This is a genomic window from Legionella jordanis (assembly GCF_900637635.1).
Taxonomy (GTDB): domain Bacteria; phylum Pseudomonadota; class Gammaproteobacteria; order Legionellales; family Legionellaceae; genus Tatlockia; species Tatlockia jordanis.
Genome location: NZ_LR134383.1, coordinates 2,013,796 through 2,033,321 on the forward strand (window position 1 = coordinate 2,013,796; position 19,526 = coordinate 2,033,321).

Below are 19,526 nucleotides of genomic sequence, written 5' to 3' on the forward strand. Positions count from 1 at the left end.
ATTCCTAAGATGAAGCCTTACTTGTATATTCCAATCCAACCATCAATGATTCGACTGCATTTCCCCTTGTGCTTTAGCAATAGCCTTTAGAATCATTTGTGCTTCTTCGGAGTGCTCAGGAGCTAACTTGAGCAACTTCTGCCAATAATCAATTGCAGATTGATAATTTTTCGAACCAAAAGCATCCATGGCCAACATGGCTAAAGCATCAGGTTGTTGCGGATTTTTTTGCAACAGGCCGTTAAAAATAGTACGAATTGTGTCATTGAACTGTTGCTGATTTAATTGCCAAAGGCTTTGGCCATAATTTACAACAATGGTTTCATCCGCTGGATTAAGTTGATAGGCCTTTTCAAATGCAGCTTTAGCGTCTAACCATTCTCCCTGGCTGGCATAGATTCGTCCGAGCAAATACCAGCCTTTAGCACTGTTGGGATTGGCCTTAAGACTAGCCTTAAGTTTGGCAATTAATTGTTCCGGGCCTTTAATGGTTTGCATTAATGCGACAATTTTTTTCTGTTTTTCTTGTTGTTGCTGGTATTCTGACCATTGCGGCAAAGCTCCCCACTGCCAATAAGCCAAGGCCAGAGAGCAAACCATTAACGGTATGATGATAAACAAGCTTTTTTTAGAAGCTCGCAAAGGATACAAAGCAACTGGCAAAGCCAGGAGCAGCAAGATTGCTAAAGAAATTAATAACCACTTATCCATTTGCATTTCGCTTTAAACAGGTACGCCAAAAAATCAACAAACCTGCGAGTAAAAACAACGCAGGCCCAAACCACAACAAAGCGGTTAAAGGTTTAACGGGGGGTTTAAACAAAATAAAATCGCCATATCTTTCCGTTAAATAATGAATGATTTCATTATCACTCTTCCCTTCTTTAACCAAATGATACACTTGCCCGCGCAAATCTTTTGCAAGACTGGCATTGGAATCAGCCAAATCCTGATTTTGACAAACCAGACAGCGAAGTTCCCTTAATAAATGGGAAAATTGTGCCTCCTGTTTTGCCGTTTCAAGGGGGTAGAGGTTATCAGCATGGGCAATAGCCAGCCCCAAACCCATCAGCACCGTAAGAAAAACGAATATTTTTTTCATAGCTCCGCCTCCAGCTTTTTAATGAGAGGCAGGAAATTCGCATTCCAGCTTTGTTCATCAAGAACACCCACATGCCTGTAACGAATGATTCCTTTCTTATCAATGAGGAAGGTTTCCGGTGCGCCATAAACACCTAAATCAATAGACAGTTTTCCGTCTCGGTCTTCACCCACATTGCGATAGGGATTACCCCAATCCTTAAGCCACTGTTTAGCACTATCACTGTTGTCTTTATAATTTATGCCAAAAATTGGCACTCCCTGCTGAGAAAGCTGCGTCAGAAACACCTGTTCTTCAGTACAAGCAGGACACCAGCTTGCCCAAACGTTAAGCAAGCTAATTTGTCCCTTGAGCAAGTCAGGCGTAAAGCGATGCTCATCATTTAAGCTGTCCAGTTCAAATGAGGGTAATGCCCTTCCAAGTTGAACCGAAGGCAGTTTTTGTGGCTCGAGAAACAATCCCTTCCAGAGGAAACAAGCAAGGATGACAAAAACGGCGAAAGGCAGTAAACGCCACAGCTTCATAACACCACCTCTTGTGTAGATAAAGCCATTTGACGTTTCTGATAGTAGCGCCTATCAGCCAGAGCCAGTAATCCACCTGTCAAAATCAAAAAACCGCCGCCCCAGATCCAGCGCACAAAAGGCTTGTAATATAAACGGACTGACCAAGCCTTATCATCCAAAGGCTCACCCAAGGCAATGTAGATATCCCTAAATGGATTCACATCAATCGCTGACTCAGTCATGGCCATCTTGCCGACGTTGTAAATTCTTTTTTCTGGGTAAATGAACTTGCTGCTGTTGTTGTTTTTAATCTTAAAGCGAGCCTGTGTGCCATGGTAATTGGGACCTTGTAACGACCGTTCATCAATGAATTGAATTTCATAACCTGCAAGTTTTGCATTCACACCTGGTGCCATGCGCACGTCCTTTTGCACACCATAGTTTGAAGACAGCGTAATGCCTATTACGGTTACCGCAACACCACAATGAGCAAGAACCATCCCTAAAAACGCCTGGCCCAGATTTCGCATTCCACGCTGTTGGGAACGAATGACAATTAATTTCAGCGTGCTCAGGATAATCCATACAGCAAGTACCAGACCCAATAAGGCATAGCCTTTAACGGAATCGCTTAAGAGCCACAACAAAGCCAGGGGCAATAATAAGCTCATCAAACTTACATTTAGCAAACGTTTGCGGATTTTATCAAACTGATCCCGCTGCCAATTTAAATGAATTCCGAGCCCCATTAATATCAGTAATGGAATCATTAAGGGAATGAAAACGGAATTGAAATAAGGCGCACCTACGGACAATTTGCCCAAACCTAAACCATCAATTAACAGTGGATAAACTGTGCCCATTAGTACAGTTAACATCATTACAGCAAGAAAAACATTATTTAATAGCAGCGCGCTTTCTCTTGAAACGGGCGATGCCGCATCTTTATTTTGCAAAGTTTGCGCTCGTAGAGCAAATAACAGCAAAGAGCCGCCGATCACCACCAGTAAAAAGGTCAAAATGTATAACCCGCGCTTTGGGTCAACTGCAAACGCATGAACCGAGGTCAAGACGCCGGAGCGCACGAGGAAAGTTCCAATCAAGCTCAGCGAAAACGCAGTGATGGCTAACAACAATGTCCAGGCCTTAAACTGCTGCCTTTGCTCACTCACGGCCAGGGAGTGAAGCAAAGCAGTGCCCACCAGCCATGGCATAAAAGAGGCATTCTCAACCGGATCCCAAAACCACCAACCACCCCAGCCTAATTCACGATAAGCCCACCAGCTGCCTAAAGTGATGCCTGCAGTTAAACAGCACCAGGCAGCCAAAGTCCATGGTCGGGTCCATTTTGCCCAAGAGGATTCCACACGACCAACCCAAAGCGCGGCGATGGCAAAAGCAAAGGCGACTGAAAAGCCCACATAACCCATATAAAGCATGGGCGGATGAAACAGAAACCCTGGGTCTTGCAGCAGCGGATTTAAATCTCGCCCTTGAGTATTGAGAAGCTGAAATTGACGTGCGAAAGGATTTGACGTGGATAAAAGGAAAAGAATAAAGCCAATGCTGATCAGCCCCAATACAATTAATACGCGTGCTTTCATGTCCTGTTCAAGCGAAGAGCTAAACAGGCTAATAGCCACCATCCAAAAACTTAAAATCGCTACCCATAGCAACATGGAGCCCTCATGCCCTCCCCAAACCGCACACAGCTTGTAAAACCAGGGTAAAGAAGTGCTGGAGTTGCTTAAAACATAGATGACCGAAAAATCATCTCTTAAAAAACAAAATGCCAAGCAAAGGAACGCAAATGAAACGAAAATAAATTGCGCGATCGCATAAAGAGGAGCCGCTGCAATCCAGGCCGTTTTCTGTCGCCAAAGACCTAAACTGGGTACGATGGCCAATAAAGACGCGAATAACAAAGCAAGAATTAATGAAAATAAACCCATTTCAGCAATCATGTAGAACTTTTTTCTCCATTCTGTTTAGCATTAGCCAACGATTGTTTCACTTCAGGAGGCATGTAGTTGGCATCATGTTTGGCGAGAATTTGACTGGCCTGAAACTGATGTGCATCGCTTAATTTGCCCATGGCCACTACGCCTTGTCCTTCACGAAACAAGTCGGGCAGAATGCCTCGATAATAAACCGTCACTTCCTCTTTGAAATCCGTCAGCTTAAATTGTATGGCTAAATCCTTTTTGGAGCGGATGATGCTGCCTTTCACCACCATGCCGCCTAAACGAATGTTGTGGTTAGCTGGCGCTTCACCAGCTATCACCTGGCTCGGGCTGTAAAATAAGCTGATATTTTGCCTTAGAGCATATAGAACCAAAGCCGCAGCCATCGCCAAAATCGATACAATGAATACAAGCATCAGCATTTTACGTTTGCGTACTGGGTTCATTTTTGCCTCTTAAACCACTGCTGAAGCTGTTTACGTTTGCGTGATGCATCGAATTTCACTCGAATCGCCAACAGAATCAAAATACCAAACACCAAGCCATAGGCAGGCCACACATATGTGGCATAGCCGCCCATATTTAACCATTGAAGAACTGGATTCATAGTTCCCCCCGCTCAAACATTTTTTTTAACCAGTCGTGCCGACGTTCTCTGATTAGCAACTCACTTCGGGTCTTATGTAAAATCAACCAAAACGCATATAAGAAAAAGCCAATGATGCTGAATAATAAAGGGTACAGCATGGGGGCTGCTATTTTAGGTTTGGCAAACAAAGTTAGCGTTGCGCCTTGGTGCAAGGTATTCCACCAATACACTGAGTAATGGATGATTGGCAAATCAATGAGACCAACCAAGGTCAAGATAGCGGCTATCTTATCCCCCTGTTCCTTATTCTGAAACGAATCCTTAGTAGCTAAAATGGCCAAATACAGGAAGAGCAAAATGAGTTCTGAGGTAAGCCTGGCATCCCAGACCCACCAGGTGCCCCACATGGGTTTACCCCAAATAGCCCCAGTCAGTAAAGCGATGAAAGTCATTACTGCCCCAACTTGCGCCGCTATTCCTAAAACTAAACCCGCCATTTTGATGCGCCAAACCAGCAACAGCACGGCGAGAAAACCCATCCAGGTATACAAGGCCATGGATAGGAACGCACTTGGCACATGAAGATAAATGATGCGGAATGCATCACCTTGCTGATAATCGGCAGGGGCAAACAATAAACCCCATAAGAAGCCCAGGGTTAAAAACAACAAAGCAGCATATCCCAACCAACCAAGCCAGGGCTTAGTCAATTGAAAAAAAGTCTTCGGCGAAGCCATTTGGTATAAAAATTTCCACATAAGGACTTGACTGCTTAAAAAAGACGGAATTTTATCACGCATTAATCTGCAAGGCTAATGCGAATCACAGCAGATATGGCAAAGGGTAAAAAACAAACCGTCAATAAGGAAACCGCAGCCAGTATGGCAAGATAACCAGGAACTGCTAATCCCTGCATGGCGGCTGACAGGCTGGCACTGCCAAAAACCATGGCCGGTACCGTTAAAGGCAGGAGGACAAGGGCCATCAACACCCCTCTTCCGGCGCTGAATGCCGAAGCCAAAGCACACAGGAAAAGGATTGCAGGTGTCCCTACAATCAGGCTAATCACTAAAATGACTGTTTCATAGCCACTCAAATGAAAAAGAATGGCCAAAAGAGGGCAATAGATGAGCATGGCGCCCAAATTCAACAACCAATGTACAAATAATTTTGCAAAAACAATTACTGGTAAAGGATAGGGGGAAATAAGCCATTGCTCGAGGACCCCATCCTCATAATCCTGTTGAAATAAGCTTACTGAGGAAAGCAACAGGGCCAATAACATGGCAATCCAAACCAAACCTGGGGCAACAGTACGCATCAACATGGGCTCTGGCGGCATGGTTAATGGAAAAAATACAGTTACCATTAAAAAAAACAAGGAAGAATGAAGCAATAACCGCGGCTGTCTGGCATGCAAAAGCAGTTCGCGTTGAAACTGGCGCCTAAACAGTATAACTAAATTAAGCATGATGCACCTGGTATACAACCCTCATAATGCATACTCCAACTGAGGCACCGATTTTAACTTCAAGTCCTGATGAGAGCTCATGATGACCTGCCCCCCCTCGAGAAGATGAGATTCAAGGGAGCCCATAAAAACCTTCATAGCTTGCTGATCCAAAGCAACCAAAGGTTCATCCAGCAACCATAATTTGGCATTGCTTATAGCCGTGCGCAATAACCCCACTCGACGACGTTGACCAGCAGACAAATGTGAACAACACTCATCCGCGAAGTCACTCAGTCCATAATGTTGCAACAGATCTTCGAAATTGCCCCCCCGGCGCCCCCATTGAAGATCAAAAAAACAATTCTCCCTCACCGTTAAAAAGGGGTTAATGCCTGTGCGATGGCCTACAAAGCAAAGATTCCGCTGATAAGCGGATAGGTCTTTATAAATGGAGTCGCCTTGATAACGAATGTCACCCGTTGAGGGCTCAAGTAGTCCAGTGAGCAGGCGCAACAGGGTGGTTTTCCCTGCCCCATTACCACCCCGTAAATGCAATAATTCGCCTGGCTTTACAGCAAATTCAACCTGATCAAGTACGGGTTTGTCCTGATAATCAAAAGAAAGTGAAATGACTTCAAGCATGATTGAGCAGCTGTTTAAAAAAAGGAGACTATCACAATTGCATGCTCTTGACATTTACTTTTCAATTCATGTTGTTGGAACTTAATTAAAAATACATTGCAAGAAAGCACTTGCACCCCATAACCTGCGCGAGCATAATTCCATACTTTGTTTGACAAACCTCAAGGTGAATGATGGAGTTTCTGGCCCAATACGGTTTATTTTTGTTAAAAACATTAACCCTTGTCATTGCGATTTTGCTGGCTTTTGCAGGAATTCTCGCCTTAGGCCGTAAGGCAAAACCCAAACTTGAAATAACTTCACTAACCAAGGAATATGAAGAAATCAAACAAAGAATGTCTCATGACATCAGACAAAAAAAACCGGAAAAAAAGAAAAAAGTAAAAGAAAGCAAACATGCAGTTTACGTGGTGGATTTTCATGGTGATATCAAAGCAAGCCAGGCCGAAGGGTTGCGCGAAGCCATTACCGCCATTCTCGCCATTGCTGATGAAAACGATGAGGTAGTCATTCAACTGGAAAGCCCCGGCGGGGCTGTGAACAGCTACGGTTTTGCCGCCTCCCAATTGCAACGCATCCGCGATAGAAAAATTCCACTCACTGTTTGCATCGACAAAATGGCAGCAAGCGGCGGTTATTTGATGGCCTGCGTTGCTAATAAAATTCTGGCAGCACCTTTTGCTATCATTGGTTCAATCGGTGTTGTAGCACAACTTCCGAATTTTCATCGTTGGTTGAAGAAAAATGACATTGATATGGAGCTACTCACTGCAGGCGAGTACAAACGCACCCTGACCTTGTTTGCTGAAAACACCGAGAAAGGGCGTAAAAAATTCCAGGAAGATCTGGAGAAAATTCATCAGGCATTCAGAACTTACGTGGCCTCTAACCGTCCCCAGCTTGATATCGATGAGGTTTCAACGGGTGAACATTGGCTCGCTAAAGATGCATTTGGTCTGAAATTGGTGGATGAATTAAAGACCAGCGATGATTACCTGGTTGAGAAAATGCGTGAATCCAATGTGTTTAAAATTACCGTCCATGGTAAAAAATCCATGGTTGAGAAGATGCTTAAGCCTGTTACAAAAATTCTGCATCCCTGGGCTTGAGCTAATCCTTGATTATTTGCGGAAAAACGCTAAATTCAAGATATACTTAAAATTAATAGGCTAAGACGACAACAGGGAGTCAACTATGAATGATTTTAAATCAAAACTACCTGATTTCAAGGAACTGAGTTCGTTCGCTAACAAACTATTTAAAGACGTTAAGAAAAGTGTTACTGAAATTATTGACGATTATAAGAAAAAGCGTGAGCAAACTGCTGAACAGGGAGAGGTCGTAAGCTCCGCTTCAAAAACTGCGGAAAAAAAGGATGAGGCTGTCGTTACCGCGGCAAAGAAGACGTCAGAAGCCGGTGAGGAAGTCGTCGTTGCCAGCGCAAAAAAACCTGGTCCAGAAGGCCATGAAGAAGAAGTTACGGTTGCCGCCGTCAAAAAAAAGAAACCAGCAAAGGATAAAACCCATTTAGATATTGAGCCGCCATCAAATAAGACAGAATAAATTCTGCTAGGCGCGTTCAGGTCTTGTTAATCCATATTTTCTCATTTTTTCCACGAGGGTGGTTCGGCGCATATTGAGGTAATTTGCAGCATGTGCCACCACCCAATCGGACTCATGCAAAGCCTGATTGATTAATGCAAGCTCGGTTTTGATCAAGTGCTCTTTTAAATCGATGCCATCCCTTAAAAGGCTATCGGGATTTAGCATTTCCAATAAGGCTTCTCGGTCCGACGCGGATTGTCCCGCTGCTGCGGTTTTATTTTCTTTTTTAAACCGTCTTGGTAAATCGGCGAAATCAATAATTCCATTGGGATAAAGGATTGACAAACGCTCAACCAAATTAGCCAATTCACGAACATTACCCGGCCAATCATAAGCGCTTAAAGCCTCTAGGGCAGCAGGCATTAAGCGCACACTAGGTCTGTTTTCACCTTCAATTCTTGAAATGAGTTCGTTTAATAATAAAGGCAAATCTTCACGACGCGCTCTCAACGGCGGCATATCAATGGGGAAGACGTTTAAACGGTAATATAAATCTTCGCGAAATTTTCCTTCCTCAATGGCCTTTTCCAGATTGCGATGAGTAGCGGCAATAATGCGAACATTCACCTCAATGCTCTTGTTGCTGCCCACCCGCTCAAAACAATGCTCTTGCAGTACTCTTAGTAATTTGACTTGCATGGCCAAAGGCATATCGCCGATTTCATCCAGAAATAAGGTGCCGCCATCCGCCAGCTCAAAACGCCCCTGCCTGGAAGTGATAGCCCCAGTAAATGCACCTTTTTCATGGCCAAATAATTCACTTTCCAACAGTTCAGCAGGTATTGCTCCGCAATTAATTGGGATAAAGGGTTTGTTACTTCGAGAGGAAAATGCATGAATATTTCGAGCTACCACTTCTTTACCTGTGCCCGACTCGCCTAAAATCAAAACACTCGCTTCCGTATCAGCAACCTGGGCGATTAATTTGCGAACCTGGCGAATAGCCTCACTATTGCCCACCAAACTGCGGAATAAGGGGGTTCTATTCTTGTAATTTTCACCCATTAAAAAGATTTCATGGGCCATTTGGCATTTGTGCAATGCCTCTAATATTTGGGCATAACTAAATGGAAAAGAAAGAGATGCGATTACTCCAAAGTTCGCATAGAGGGCGTCCTTTATGGATGGATCAACCAAAATAACAGGAATCTTTACTGCAGCTTTCCTTAATTCATCAAGAAATTCTAAGGTTTCCTCGGGGGATTCCTGGGCACCAAGTAAAATGGCATAGGTTTTTTTGCTAAAAAAATCTTGCCAGGTTTCATAATCGGAAATAAGGCAGGATTCGCCAATAAAATTAAGAATAGTACGAAGTTTGTTAGAGCGCCCCTCATTATTGTCAATAATTAAAATAGTCTCGTTTCGCCCCATAACCGTCTCTAAGTCCAGCATATCTAATCATGAGTATGGTAGCAAATTAGGAACTGTCAAATTTATGACACCTTAGTTTAAAAACCCTTCGGAAATCGACACGGAGCGAACATTTTTCCCAAGAGCCAATTCTATTCTGCTAGAAAACCCTCGATAAAATATATCGCGATGGTTTATTCAACTAATGGGGTTGAATTGAGATTTGCAATAAAAAGACATAGCAATGCCAATGAATAGCAAACGGCGGCAATGCAGGATGTAATATAATACCCAAAAGCAATGGCTAAACTCATTGCAATGATTGAACCAAGCACCGATGCCGCTCCATTCAATGCCCAAAACCAGGGGATATTGCTGCTTAATCCAGCAGGAATTAAACGAAATGCTGAAGGCAAAGGAATTCCAAGTGCAATTGCCATCGGTAAGACTAAGGCTATAAAGCCCAAGCACTTCAATATCCAGGAGCTTTCGTAACTGCCCTGCTTCAGTATGGAAAACCCAAAGGGGAATAAAAGCGTGGTGACAATAATCAAGAGGAAACTGAGCAACATCAATCTTTTTAACTGACTCGGTTTGAAGCGACTGCTTAATAAGCTGCCGATGCCACCAAAGCATAATAAAGAAAATAAAGCAATGGACAAGCCATATACTGGGCTACCCAAATACACGGAGCCCTGCTGCACGATAGGTATTTCAATGAGCATGAAGCCTAGACCGATTAAAATAAAATATAAACCCCAAAAAGGCGCAATTTTTCCTCCTTCTTTTGTAAAAAGAATGGGCAACAGATAAAAAATCAATATAAAGATGGTTGAAATGATCAGGAGCCAAAAGAGGACACCTACTCCATAAAAATTTCTAAATTGATCATCCATGATGTTCATCTTAAACAGATCTTTGATTTTAGAAAAATACATCATCTGAAAAAAGAAGGGCCTATCATCTGTATTAGGCCTGATGTCGAAATAATACTGCTTAAGGAAATTGTCCAGATTTTTAGTGGTTAACGCTTGTTGAAATAGCACTTCATTAGTTGAACCATCCGGAGAATATACGGTTGGAAAACTCAATTGTTTAGAAAGGTTATTAATCTTGTTTAGCTCAGCCATGGTAAATTTACTGCGTTTAACCAGTACGGTCGCTATGTGTCGGTTTTTTAAAATGACAATATGTTTTTGTGGTGAATCACTGCCCAGTTTTTCAAGTGCCACCCTAGCCAACACAGCAATTTTTATCGTTTGCATATCAGGATTAAAGTAATATCTGGTAATACTCAGCATGCCATTGGGTGTGAGGTGCCTTAAGTAAATTTGAAAAGCCTCCAAGGTATAGAGACTATTTTCAGTCATGGCATAAGCGCCTGAGACCGTAGCTGACCAACTGTCGATAAGGGGAATTTGTATCAGATCATATTGCAACGGCTTGCTTTGCAAAAAATTCCGTCCCTCAGATACAAATACCTTTACGTATTTATGATTAAAAATATTCCCGGCGTAGTGGGCAAAGCGTTCTTTAACCAAGTTAATAATAATTGGATGAATATCTACGCCAGTAATATGCTTATTGCCAAATACCAACGCAGTCAGAACATCACGTCCACCACCCACTCCTAAAATAAATACGTTTGCATGATTTAATAAATAATAAGGAATAGCGGTTATATCGTATTTCAAATATTCCACCTTTGAGTAATCACCATCGAAAGGAACAATAGGCGTGCCTGCGGAAGCATCTTGCTCTATCCACAATTGTTCAAAACGACCATAATTCTTTACATTGCGGCTCATTTCCCAACCAAAAGGAAGATCGCTGTTTTTTCCTCGCCAAAAAATATCACGAGTGACGGTAATTCGTGCCAAAGGTGACCATTGTTCAAATATTGGCGGATAATCCGTTTGGGAGAATTTTTTGGTTTGGGTAATTTTAAAAAGGCTATCGCTGTAAAAAACCAACAATAAGCTCAGGACGAAGATAGAAAAACTTAACCATTTGATTTTAGGGAGGTCAAACAGCAAAGCACCAGAAACACACATTAATCCCGTGATTAAAACAACTTTTGGCGCAGGAAAGACGGTGAGCAAATAAATACTGGCAATACAGCCCAAAGAGGCACCTAACAGATCGTAGCCATAAACTAAACTTGATTTTTTCTTAAACTCTAAAAAAATCATGGATAAAATCATGCTGCTTAACACAAAAGGTGCACTAAATAATAAATAAGCCAATCCTCCTCGTACGAGGGACAGTAGGTTGATTGAAGTGGGGAACTGGTATTTAACCGTCACATATAAATTCACAGGGATACTGACGGCCAAAGAAAGACACAATAAGGTTAAATTTTCAGAATGGAAAGTTTGGAAATGTCTTTTTAAAGAATAAACAAGCAAGCCACCAAATCCAAAACCAAACATGGCAATGGATATCACCAGAAATGAAAAATGATACCACAGGGTTACTGATAGAATTTTGGTAAGGGTAATTTCTAATACCAAGATAGAAAAACTAATTAAAAATACGCCTATAGCAGAAGTATGAAAATCATTTAATTTCTTAAATTTGAACATAAATAATCTTGATTAGGGAACAAGTTAACAGCATCAATGTGTCTACCCTGCATGTAACGGTTCCACGACTCGCTATTACAATAATAATTCACTCATTCCCGCGGTCTTGCGATTGCATGTCAAGACCCGGATAAGCTAATTCAATGACAGCTGATAACAGCAGGGATAAACAATTTATGATCCCGATAATGCAATTAACGAGAGCAATCGATGTATTCAAAAGCGTTGCAGAGAACACCAAAACATAGCTTTTGATTTCCGATGGCTTTTGTGGCTGCAATGCATTTTTCTATCTTATAACCGCGGGTATTTAAATAGCCCATGCGACGGCAAAATGAAAATGCTGCTCTTCGTCCACATCCACGGCTGCCATCGTAACACCAGTCAACGCGATAACGCTCAAATCGTGGGAAAACAAAACGTCTATAACGATAGTGATAGGGTTTAGGTGGAGCATGACGGACTTTGGCCACACAGCGAATGTTTTTAAAGCCATTGCAACGCCAACCCTTGCATCGGGCTCGGCAGAAAAGATAATTCGTCAGACCCACATTGTGAGCAATGACGGCCTGATCAGCATATTCGTAACCCATAAGCCTGCAATAACGGTGGGCAAGCTTGATGCCGCAGGCCTTACCGTCAAGGCTGCAATAATTCAACCGTTCGCCATGGTATTTGGGTAACCAAAAATTCCTATACATGTTGTCTTTATAAGCGGCGAAACCAAAATGACTTCCAAGAGCAAAACTGAATAAGGAAATTAGCAGCATTCGCAAGGAAAAATTCATGTTTAACAATCCATTAGGCTTTTTCGACATGTTAGCTCATGCATTAAGGCAAAAAAAGGGTTTAATAGTTCAACTTAACTTTATCGTTGCCTAAAAGATCAGTTAATACAGCCAATAACTCATCACTTGGTGATACGCGCCACTGAGAACCTAATGTTAAAATGGCCGATGCAGTTGAGTTGAAATAATGCACCTGCACCACGCACTCCCCCTGATTGGCTTGTAAAATAGACTGCAAAGAAGAAACCAAGGAATCATTGGTGGGGGTTAAATCAAGAGCAAGGCATTTGGCAAAGCGAGTTCGTGCTTCTTGAACAGTGAAAAACTGGCTTGCAGTCATTTTTACGCCACCGCTGTAATCATCTGTGGCAATTTCTCCTTCTACCACAAGCATTTGGCCAATTTGAATGTGTTTTTCCTGAGCCTCAAAGATTTCGGAAAAAGCTACAACATCCATTTTGTTGCTGGCATCTTCAATACCAATAATGATTAATTTTTTGCCCCGCTTGGTCATAACCCGGCGCAAGGATAAGATCAAACCGCAGATGCAGGCTTTTTTAGCCTGGTTGGGATTTAAACGGGCAATAGGCGTGGTGAAGGCTTTAAATTCTTCGCAATATTGACTGGCAGGATGCCCCGTAAGGTAAAGACCTAAGGTTTCTTTCTCACCGTTTAACCGCATCATTTCAGGCCAGGGCTTGGCTGCCAAATAATCTTCTTCCAGCTGGCTGTCGTCCAATAAGGACAATAAATCCGTTTGGCCGCTGTTTGCATTTTGATGAGTTTTGTCCGCCACCTTTAATGCTTTCTCAAGGGAAGCAAACAAGACTGAACGCTCTACCCCCCAACAATCCATTGCACCACTCTTTATTAATGCTTCAAGCACGCGGCGGTTCACCTTGCGCAGATCCATCCTCTGACAAAAATTAAATAAGCCGGAGAATAAGCCCCCTCTTTCCCTTTCTTCAACGATGCAGTTGATGGCCGTTTCACCCACTCCTTTTATCGCCCCCAATCCATACAGAATAGTTTTATCATTCGCTACGGTGAATTGATAATTGGAGCTATGGACATTTGGAGGAAGGACTTTCAATTGCATTTGATTGCATTCATCAATGAAAGTCACCACTTTGTCGGTATTATCCATATCCGAAGACATTACAGCGGCCATAAATGCTGCTGGGAAATGGGCTTTAAGCCATGCAGTTTGATAGGCGACTAGCGCATAGGCTGCGGAATGGGATTTATTAAAGCCATAGCCTGCAAATTTTTCCATCAAGTCAAAAATATGGGTGGCCACCTCTTCATCAACACCACGAGCAGTGGCCCCTTCGGTAAAAATGACGCGTTGCTTCGCCATTTCTTCCGGTTTTTTCTTACCCATCGCCCGCCGAAGCAAATCCGCACCGCCCAAGGTATAGTTTGCCAAAACCTGGGCAATTTGCATGACTTGTTCCTGATAGAGAATCACCCCGTAAGTGGGTTTTAAGATGGGTTCCAAGTCAGGATGTGGGTATTCGACTTTTGCCCGTCCATGTTTCCTGTCAATAAAATCATCAACCATCCCTGATTGCAAAGGTCCAGGCCTAAACAGGGCAACCAAAGCAATGATATCTTCGAAACAATCCGGCTGTAAGCGATGAATGAGCTCTTTCATTCCCCGGGATTCCAGCTGAAACACAGCCGTAGTTTGGCAAGCCATGAGCAGTTCAAAGGTTTTCCTATCGTCGGTAGGTATGAAGGAAATATCTATTGGACTTTCGTTTTTTGCAGCGCGTTGATTGTTGATAATTTTTAAGGCCCAGTCGATAATGGTCAAAGTTCTTAAGCCTAAAAAGTCAAACTTTACCAAACCTGCTGCCTCAACGTCGTCTTTGTCAAATTGGCTGACTATTTGGGTTGAATCCTGTTCACAATAGATGGCTGTAAAATCAGTTAGCCTGGAGGGAGCTATAACCACCCCCCCAGCATGTTTTCCCGCGTTGCGAGTAATCCCTTCCAGTTTTAAAGCCAAATCTATCAGTTCTCTGACGTCGTCTTCATCCTCATAACGGCGCTGTAACTCAGTCTCGTCCTGCAAAGCCTTGCTTAAAGTCATGCCAATTTCGAAGGGAATAAGCTTGGCTATTTTATCGACAAAGCCATAGGGATGGCCTAAAACCCGCCCCACATCGCGGACGACAGCTTTAGCCGCCATTGTACCAAAGGTAATGATTTGCGAGACACTTTGCCGACCGTATTTTTCAGCCACATAATCAATCACCCGATCCCGTCCTTCCATGCAGAAATCGATGTCAAAGTCAGGCATGGATACGCGCTCTGGATTTAAGAAACGCTCAAAAAGAAGTTCATAGAGGAGCGGATCCAAATCGGTAATTTTCAAGGCATAAGCTACCAATGAACCAGCGCCAGACCCCCTTCCCGGACCGACTGGCACCCCATTTTGTTTAGCCCATTGAATAAAATCGGCAACAATCAGGAAATAGCCAGGAAAACCCATGCGGTTAATCACATCCAGTTCTATGGCCAGCCGCTTGTCATAAGGTTCCCGCAATGCCGTGAGTTCCTCAACGCTTTTGTCCCTAAAGATGTGAGTTAAACGCTCTTCAAGGCCTTTCCTGGATAACTCAGACAGGTAGTCTTCAACGCTATAGCTTTGAGGAATAGGAAAATTGGGTAAGTAATTGTTGCCTAAATTCAGTTTAACGGTGCATCGTTTAGCAATTTGCACGCTATTTTCGATGGCCTGGGGCAAATCTTTAAATAGCTCGATCATTTCATCGGCGGAACGAAGGTATTGTTCAGAACTATAAATTTGCTGCCTTCTGGGATCAGCCAGGGTATAACCTTCATGAATGCACACTCTGGCTTCATGGGCTTCGAAATCGTCTTGATGCAAAAAGCGCACGTCGTTCGTTGCGACTAACGGTAAATTCAATTCTTCAGATAATCGAACAATTCGTTCATTGTAAATGGTTTCGTCTGCGCGCCCCGTCCTTTGTATTTCAAGATAAAAACGGTTTGGAAAGCAGGTCATGAAAGAGCGGGCCAATTCGTAAGCCGCAGCCTCGTCATCGGCTAGTAAAGCCTTGCCAATCGCCCCAAAGCGCCCACCTGATAAAGCAATTAAGCCTTCCGCATGCTCTTTAATCCATTCATGTTGAACTCGAGGCTGTCCCTGATATTGACCTTCCTGGTAAGCTTTTGAAACCAGGCAAGTTAAATTGCGATAGCCTATCTCATTTTGACAGAGCAGGACTAATGAGGTGATTTGCTCTGGAGTTTGGGGATCATGACAGGGCAAGTCACTGCCAATAATGGGTTTAATGCCCATTTCAAGGGCCGTTTTAAATACTTTAACTGCAGCAAAAAGATTGCAATGATCAGTTATGGCAACGGCGTTCATACCCTTGTTAGCCAGGGATTTCATCAACGGCTTGATTCGCACCAACCCGTCTACCATGGAGAATTCGGTATGTAGGTGCAAATGAACGAAACGCGACTGCATCTTGCAAACTCACTGAAAAGAATGACCGAACTCTACCGAAGTCGTTTGCTTAGGGCAAGCATTCGTTTCAATTCTCTTGCAACCAGCGCATTGCTGCTAAGTATTTGTTATTCACACCCAACTTTTTATTGGCATTTTGCAAATGATAGTGAATGGTCCTTTGACTCACTCCCAGTTGGTTGGCAATCGCTTCAAGCCTAAGATTTTCTGCGGTCAGCTTAAGGCACTGCTGCTCCCGACGAGTGAGTTTAACCCCTTTTTTGACATCCCTCACAAGCGTTCGCCTTAAAAAATGGAAATAGCATTGGCTGATTGCAAGCCAGACGTATTGTTTTTGTTGCCAATTTAATAAGCCATTCTCTCCTTGGCGTTGATGCAGCACCAACACTACAAATTCGCCTGCAGGACCATAAATGGGCAAAGACAACCCTTTATCAACACCGAATTCCTTAGACTCCTGGCGCATGCGCAGCTCACGTTTGTTTTTCGCCTGCGTCAACTGCTCGTTAATATCCCAAAACTGCGGAATTAAGGATTGCTCTGTTTCTTCCAAAGTGCGGTCCACATCGGCATAACCTTGATCCAGATAAAACTCATGCCAGATTTTTAAGGCCGGGCTTACCCAATTGTAAATGAGCTTACTGCCCGTTTTCGTGTGTTGCTGGTAATAGGTAACAGCGATGCTTTGGATTCCCTGAGAATAAAAAAACTGCATGAGGGCATCATTTAGCTGATTTAGGGTGTGTGCTCTCTCAAACTCGTTCAACAATTTATCCATCTTGCCTTCCCAAACCTGTTAAAAAAGACAGGTTTTAATTCAATAATGGATTGTTATTATACACATGATTTAATTTTCAATCATCCGGGGGCTGGAATGTTCAAATGGCTCACTTTTTTTGTTTTTCCGAATTTAGCTTTTGCCGCCTCTATCAGCAATGACATCGAAGGGGTTGGGCCCAATGGCTTGATAAGGCCCTATCTATGCATTCAAAACCAATCTGGCTCCGTGACATTAAAGTTGGCGCCAGGTCAAAGCGGCGATGCCAATGCGGCTTCCGGAAGTGCCTATTATGCAGGTGCAACCCTCCGATTTGGCGGTTGTGAACCAGAAAACAGTTATTTGGGATATCTGGGATTGAGCATTAATAATTCGGGCAATAACAGCATCGGCAATTACTCTCCCCCTGCTGGAGTGCATATCACCTATGCGAATCGAAGCATAGACAGTGGAGGGCATGTGAAAGGCGTGATTACCTATACCCCTATAGAAACGAATACTCAAATGGCCCATGCGAAGCCCAGCAAAAACTGGCCATTTGTTGGCTTTAATTTATCCGGGCTTGAGTTTGGCAAAGTCATTGATCCCTTTGTCATTCCCAATCTTTCGCAACAAGACAGCTCCAGTAATAATTCTGACTTAAAAGAGATCGAAGAATTGATCAATGCCGGAATGAATACGGTGCGTTTGCCAATCAGTTGGGGGTATATCCAACTGGATGGGCCTGGAAAAGGCAGCCTTAATTTGGCTTATTACAATAACTACATCCGACCTTTGCTGCAAACCTTAACAGCAGCCAAGGTTAACACCATCGTCGACTTACATGCCTATATGCGCTATTCAAAATTTGGTGAACAATATTCCGGCTGTGGGCCTTCAGGTGCCTGTCCAGATGGCAGTTTGATTTTAGATGAGAAAGCCTATCAATCGGTATGGAGCCAGCTCGCAACACTCATGCAGAATGATTCTAAAATTGATAAAAACTACCTGCTTCTGGATTTAATGAATGAACCTGTTAATGTGCCTGATGATAAAGTCTTTACGATTCAAGCCTCCCTCATAAAGACACTTCGCAATCAATCATTTGACGGCTACATTTTAGTAGAAGGCAACAGTTGGTCCGGTTTGCATTCCTGGCTCACCCATCAATGGACAGGTCAGGACGGACAAATATACAGCAACGCGAGTTTATTCAGCCGTGAAAATTTTGTACGGGCAGGGATTGAAGATTTATCTAGAATTTTAATCAATGTGCATCAGTATTTAGATAACGATTACAGCGGCATTCACGATGACTGCCAGCAGGATTTAAGCAGCATTGGCCCCAATGGTTTTAATTTGAATGCCTTTGCCGATTGGTTGCAAGAGAATCAAGTAAAGGCAATTGTCACTGAATTTGGTAGCGGAAAAAACCAGGCCAGTTGCAGTACTGCTTTGCGCCAGTTCTTGCAATATTTACAAGATAACAGCGCCCAAGGTAAAAATTATGGGTTTGTGGGTTGGACAATTTGGTCCACTGGCCACGGATGGGGGGACTACAATTTACGCGTCAAATCCACTTCTTATCAAATGAGTATTTTGAAAGAATTTCTGTAAAACTACTTTCTATCCAGCGGACTGGCTATACTGTTTTATTTAGTGGTAGCTGTGTCCGCATCATGGCCCAATTCCCTTAATGGCATTCATTGAAAATAGCAACCTGCTGCATTATCCTTATTAATCCGAAAGCTTGCTTTTCAACACGAAGTTTTCAATCTCCATCTTTACGTTAATAAGGACAGATTATGACGCAACCATCATTCGGCCAATTTTGCTGGAATGAATTGGCAACACCTGATGTACAAAAGGCGAAAGACTTCTACAGCAAGGTATTTGGCTGGCAATTTGAGGATCTTGACTCAGGGCAAATGACTTATACCATTGTTAAAAGCAATAACAAAGAATTTGCAGGTATATGGCATATTCCCAATGAGCACCAGCATGAAATTCCACCGCATTGGATGGCCTATATTTTAGTTCCTGACGTTGCCCAAGCTTTGGATAAAGCCAAACAAAATGGTGCTCAAGAGATCAAAGGAGTTACAAAGGCAGGTGATATGGGTCAATTCGCGATCATTACTGATCCTACTGGTGCGCATTTAGCTCTCTGGCAAACTACGCAACAGCAATGAATGGAATAAGCCCTCGGCAGAGGGCTCTGCCGTTAGGACAAACCTATGGATTTATCAGGACAAATGTAAGCATTTCCCATATTTGTGACGTTGGTTTGCGCCATGTGACCATTCATATTACCGTCAAAACCACTCATAGAACCTGTATTTCCAGCACGGTTAGTGATAATTTGGATGTAATTGGCGCCCAAACGACTGGCTTTATTTTTAATGTCGTTCATAGCACCCTCTTCAAGATTTTTATTGGAGGTCCAATCGCCCGTGAAGAAATTACCTTGATTGCCAACTACCTGACCTAAATATTTGCAACCTTTAGGTGCTGGGTTGGTGGAAGCAATAACGCGGGAAGCTGCGGGATCCAATGGGATAGCTGCACAACCACTTAATAATGTGGCCAAGACAATACCAGAGCTAATTTTTTTCATTGTTTGTAACCTTGATAAGGATATTAACCGCTGCTGATTCTAAATTTTAATTGATTCAAT

Annotated in this window: 19 protein-coding genes; 4 read left to right on the forward strand and 15 right to left on the reverse strand. The window is 43.0% G+C overall.

The window, feature by feature from the left end:
• Window positions 1-42: 42 nt before the first annotated feature.
• From EL203_RS08940 to ccmA, 9 genes are read right to left on the reverse strand one after another with little or no spacing between them, the layout of a single operon-like run.
• Entirely contained in the window at window positions 43-711 is a 669-nt protein-coding gene (locus EL203_RS08940) for a tetratricopeptide repeat protein (RefSeq protein WP_058469862.1), read from the reverse strand.
• On the reverse strand, window positions 704-1,102 hold the full coding sequence (locus EL203_RS08945) for a cytochrome c-type biogenesis protein (RefSeq protein ID WP_058469696.1): 399 nt from the start codon (window positions 1,100-1,102) through the stop codon (window positions 704-706). The genes EL203_RS08940 and EL203_RS08945 overlap by 8 nt, the downstream gene beginning before the upstream one ends.
• Entirely contained in the window at window positions 1,099-1,626 is a 528-nt protein-coding gene (locus tag EL203_RS08950) for a DsbE family thiol:disulfide interchange protein (protein ID WP_058469697.1), read from the reverse strand. Before EL203_RS08950 ends, EL203_RS08945 begins: the two co-directional genes overlap by 4 nt.
• On the reverse strand, window positions 1,623-3,572 hold the full coding sequence (locus EL203_RS08955; RefSeq protein WP_058469698.1) for a heme lyase CcmF/NrfE family subunit: 1,950 nt from the start codon (window positions 3,570-3,572) through the stop codon (window positions 1,623-1,625). Before EL203_RS08955 ends, EL203_RS08950 begins: the two co-directional genes overlap by 4 nt.
• A complete protein-coding gene (gene ccmE, locus EL203_RS08960) occupies window positions 3,569-4,018 on the reverse strand; it encodes a cytochrome c maturation protein CcmE (protein WP_058469699.1) in 450 nt (149 codons plus the stop codon). Before ccmE ends, EL203_RS08955 begins: the two co-directional genes overlap by 4 nt.
• Complete coding sequence (ccmD, locus tag EL203_RS08965; protein WP_058469700.1) at window positions 4,015-4,179, reverse strand: heme exporter protein CcmD; 165 nt, start codon at window positions 4,177-4,179, stop codon at window positions 4,015-4,017. The genes ccmE and ccmD overlap by 4 nt, the downstream gene beginning before the upstream one ends.
• Window positions 4,176-4,919 carry a heme ABC transporter permease gene (locus tag EL203_RS08970; RefSeq protein ID WP_058469863.1) on the reverse strand — a complete coding sequence of 248 codons (744 nt, stop codon included), beginning with the start codon at window positions 4,917-4,919 and terminating at the stop codon, window positions 4,176-4,178. The genes ccmD and EL203_RS08970 overlap by 4 nt, the downstream gene beginning before the upstream one ends.
• A 41-nt stretch (window positions 4,920-4,960) precedes the next feature.
• Window positions 4,961-5,632: a heme exporter protein CcmB gene (gene ccmB / locus EL203_RS08975; protein WP_058469701.1), complete on the reverse strand. Its 672-nt coding sequence runs from the start codon at window positions 5,630-5,632 to the stop codon at window positions 4,961-4,963.
• 21 nt (window positions 5,633-5,653) lie between these two features.
• Window positions 5,654-6,256, reverse strand: a complete 603-nt coding sequence (gene ccmA, locus EL203_RS08980; protein ID WP_058469864.1) for a cytochrome c biogenesis heme-transporting ATPase CcmA — start codon at window positions 6,254-6,256, stop codon at window positions 5,654-5,656.
• Between the two features lie 173 nt (window positions 6,257-6,429).
• Between ccmA and sohB the strand changes: the two genes are divergently transcribed.
• Window positions 6,430-7,365, forward strand: a complete 936-nt coding sequence (sohB, locus tag EL203_RS08985; protein ID WP_058469702.1) for a protease SohB — start codon at window positions 6,430-6,432, stop codon at window positions 7,363-7,365.
• An 85-nt stretch (window positions 7,366-7,450) separates the two neighbouring features.
• A complete protein-coding gene (locus EL203_RS08990) occupies window positions 7,451-7,819 on the forward strand; it encodes a hypothetical protein (RefSeq protein WP_058469703.1) in 369 nt (122 codons plus the stop codon).
• Window positions 7,820-7,825: 6 nt separating this feature from the next.
• Here EL203_RS08990 and EL203_RS08995 read toward each other — a convergent pair whose 3' ends face one another.
• From EL203_RS08995 to EL203_RS09015, 5 genes are all read right to left on the reverse strand, one after another.
• Window positions 7,826-9,232, reverse strand: coding sequence for a sigma-54 dependent transcriptional regulator (locus EL203_RS08995; protein WP_058469865.1), 1,407 nt, complete (start codon window positions 9,230-9,232; stop codon window positions 7,826-7,828).
• Window positions 9,233-9,405: 173 nt separating this feature from the next.
• Window positions 9,406-11,796 (reverse strand): spermine/spermidine synthase domain-containing protein, encoded by a 2,391-nt coding sequence (locus EL203_RS09000; protein ID WP_058469704.1) that lies wholly within the window; start codon window positions 11,794-11,796, stop codon window positions 9,406-9,408.
• Between the two features lie 194 nt (window positions 11,797-11,990).
• Window positions 11,991-12,614, reverse strand: a complete 624-nt coding sequence (locus EL203_RS09005; protein WP_183145710.1) for a hypothetical protein — start codon at window positions 12,612-12,614, stop codon at window positions 11,991-11,993.
• Between the two features lie 31 nt (window positions 12,615-12,645).
• Window positions 12,646-16,092, reverse strand: a complete 3,447-nt coding sequence (gene dnaE / locus EL203_RS09010) for a DNA polymerase III subunit alpha (RefSeq protein ID WP_058469705.1) — start codon at window positions 16,090-16,092, stop codon at window positions 12,646-12,648.
• 67 nt (window positions 16,093-16,159) lie between these two features.
• On the reverse strand, window positions 16,160-16,870 hold the full coding sequence (locus EL203_RS09015) for a helix-turn-helix transcriptional regulator (RefSeq protein ID WP_058469706.1): 711 nt from the start codon (window positions 16,868-16,870) through the stop codon (window positions 16,160-16,162).
• Between the two features lie 96 nt (window positions 16,871-16,966).
• On the opposite strand from EL203_RS09015, the gene EL203_RS09020 reads away from it, so the two are divergent.
• Entirely contained in the window at window positions 16,967-18,466 is a 1,500-nt protein-coding gene (locus EL203_RS09020) for a cellulase family glycosylhydrolase (protein WP_162262721.1), read from the forward strand.
• 188 nt (window positions 18,467-18,654) lie between these two features.
• Window positions 18,655-19,041 carry a VOC family protein gene (locus EL203_RS09025; protein ID WP_058469708.1) on the forward strand — a complete coding sequence of 129 codons (387 nt, stop codon included), beginning with the start codon at window positions 18,655-18,657 and terminating at the stop codon, window positions 19,039-19,041.
• 32 nt (window positions 19,042-19,073) lie between these two features.
• Here EL203_RS09025 and EL203_RS09030 read toward each other — a convergent pair whose 3' ends face one another.
• A complete protein-coding gene (locus EL203_RS09030; protein ID WP_058469709.1) occupies window positions 19,074-19,466 on the reverse strand; it encodes a DUF4156 domain-containing protein in 393 nt (130 codons plus the stop codon).
• Window positions 19,467-19,526: the final 60 nt, after the last annotated feature.

What these genes read in the sequence shown, in the direction of transcription:
- EL203_RS08940 (WP_058469862.1), bottom strand. Translation starts at nt 711, where the DNA reads ATGGATAAGTGGTTATTAATTTCTTTAGCAATCTTGCTGCTCCTGGCT.
- EL203_RS08945 (WP_058469696.1), bottom strand. Translation starts at nt 1,102, where the DNA reads ATGAAAAAAATATTCGTTTTTCTTACGGTGCTGATGGGTTTGGGGCTG.
- EL203_RS08950 (WP_058469697.1), bottom strand. Translation starts at nt 1,626, where the DNA reads ATGAAGCTGTGGCGTTTACTGCCTTTCGCCGTTTTTGTCATCCTTGCT.
- EL203_RS08955 (WP_058469698.1), bottom strand. Translation starts at nt 3,572, where the DNA reads ATGATTGCTGAAATGGGTTTATTTTCATTAATTCTTGCTTTGTTATTC.
- ccmE (WP_058469699.1), bottom strand. Translation starts at nt 4,018, where the DNA reads ATGAACCCAGTACGCAAACGTAAAATGCTGATGCTTGTATTCATTGTA.
- ccmD (WP_058469700.1), bottom strand. Translation starts at nt 4,179, where the DNA reads ATGAATCCAGTTCTTCAATGGTTAAATATGGGCGGCTATGCCACATAT.
- EL203_RS08970 (WP_058469863.1), bottom strand. Translation starts at nt 4,919, where the DNA reads ATGTGGAAATTTTTATACCAAATGGCTTCGCCGAAGACTTTTTTTCAA.
- ccmB (WP_058469701.1), bottom strand. Translation starts at nt 5,632, where the DNA reads ATGCTTAATTTAGTTATACTGTTTAGGCGCCAGTTTCAACGCGAACTG.
- ccmA (WP_058469864.1), bottom strand. Translation starts at nt 6,256, where the DNA reads ATGCTTGAAGTCATTTCACTTTCTTTTGATTATCAGGACAAACCCGTA.
- sohB (WP_058469702.1), top strand. Translation starts at nt 6,430, where the DNA reads ATGGAGTTTCTGGCCCAATACGGTTTATTTTTGTTAAAAACATTAACC.
- EL203_RS08990 (WP_058469703.1), top strand. Translation starts at nt 7,451, where the DNA reads ATGAATGATTTTAAATCAAAACTACCTGATTTCAAGGAACTGAGTTCG.
- EL203_RS08995 (WP_058469865.1), bottom strand. Translation starts at nt 9,232, where the DNA reads ATGGGGCGAAACGAGACTATTTTAATTATTGACAATAATGAGGGGCGC.
- EL203_RS09000 (WP_058469704.1), bottom strand. Translation starts at nt 11,796, where the DNA reads ATGTTCAAATTTAAGAAATTAAATGATTTTCATACTTCTGCTATAGGC.
- EL203_RS09005 (WP_183145710.1), bottom strand. Translation starts at nt 12,614, where the DNA reads ATGTCGAAAAAGCCTAATGGATTGTTAAACATGAATTTTTCCTTGCGA.
- dnaE (WP_058469705.1), bottom strand. Translation starts at nt 16,092, where the DNA reads ATGCAGTCGCGTTTCGTTCATTTGCACCTACATACCGAATTCTCCATG.
- EL203_RS09015 (WP_058469706.1), bottom strand. Translation starts at nt 16,870, where the DNA reads ATGGATAAATTGTTGAACGAGTTTGAGAGAGCACACACCCTAAATCAG.
- EL203_RS09020 (WP_162262721.1), top strand. Translation starts at nt 16,967, where the DNA reads ATGTTCAAATGGCTCACTTTTTTTGTTTTTCCGAATTTAGCTTTTGCC.
- EL203_RS09025 (WP_058469708.1), top strand. Translation starts at nt 18,655, where the DNA reads ATGACGCAACCATCATTCGGCCAATTTTGCTGGAATGAATTGGCAACA.
- EL203_RS09030 (WP_058469709.1), bottom strand. Translation starts at nt 19,466, where the DNA reads ATGAAAAAAATTAGCTCTGGTATTGTCTTGGCCACATTATTAAGTGGT.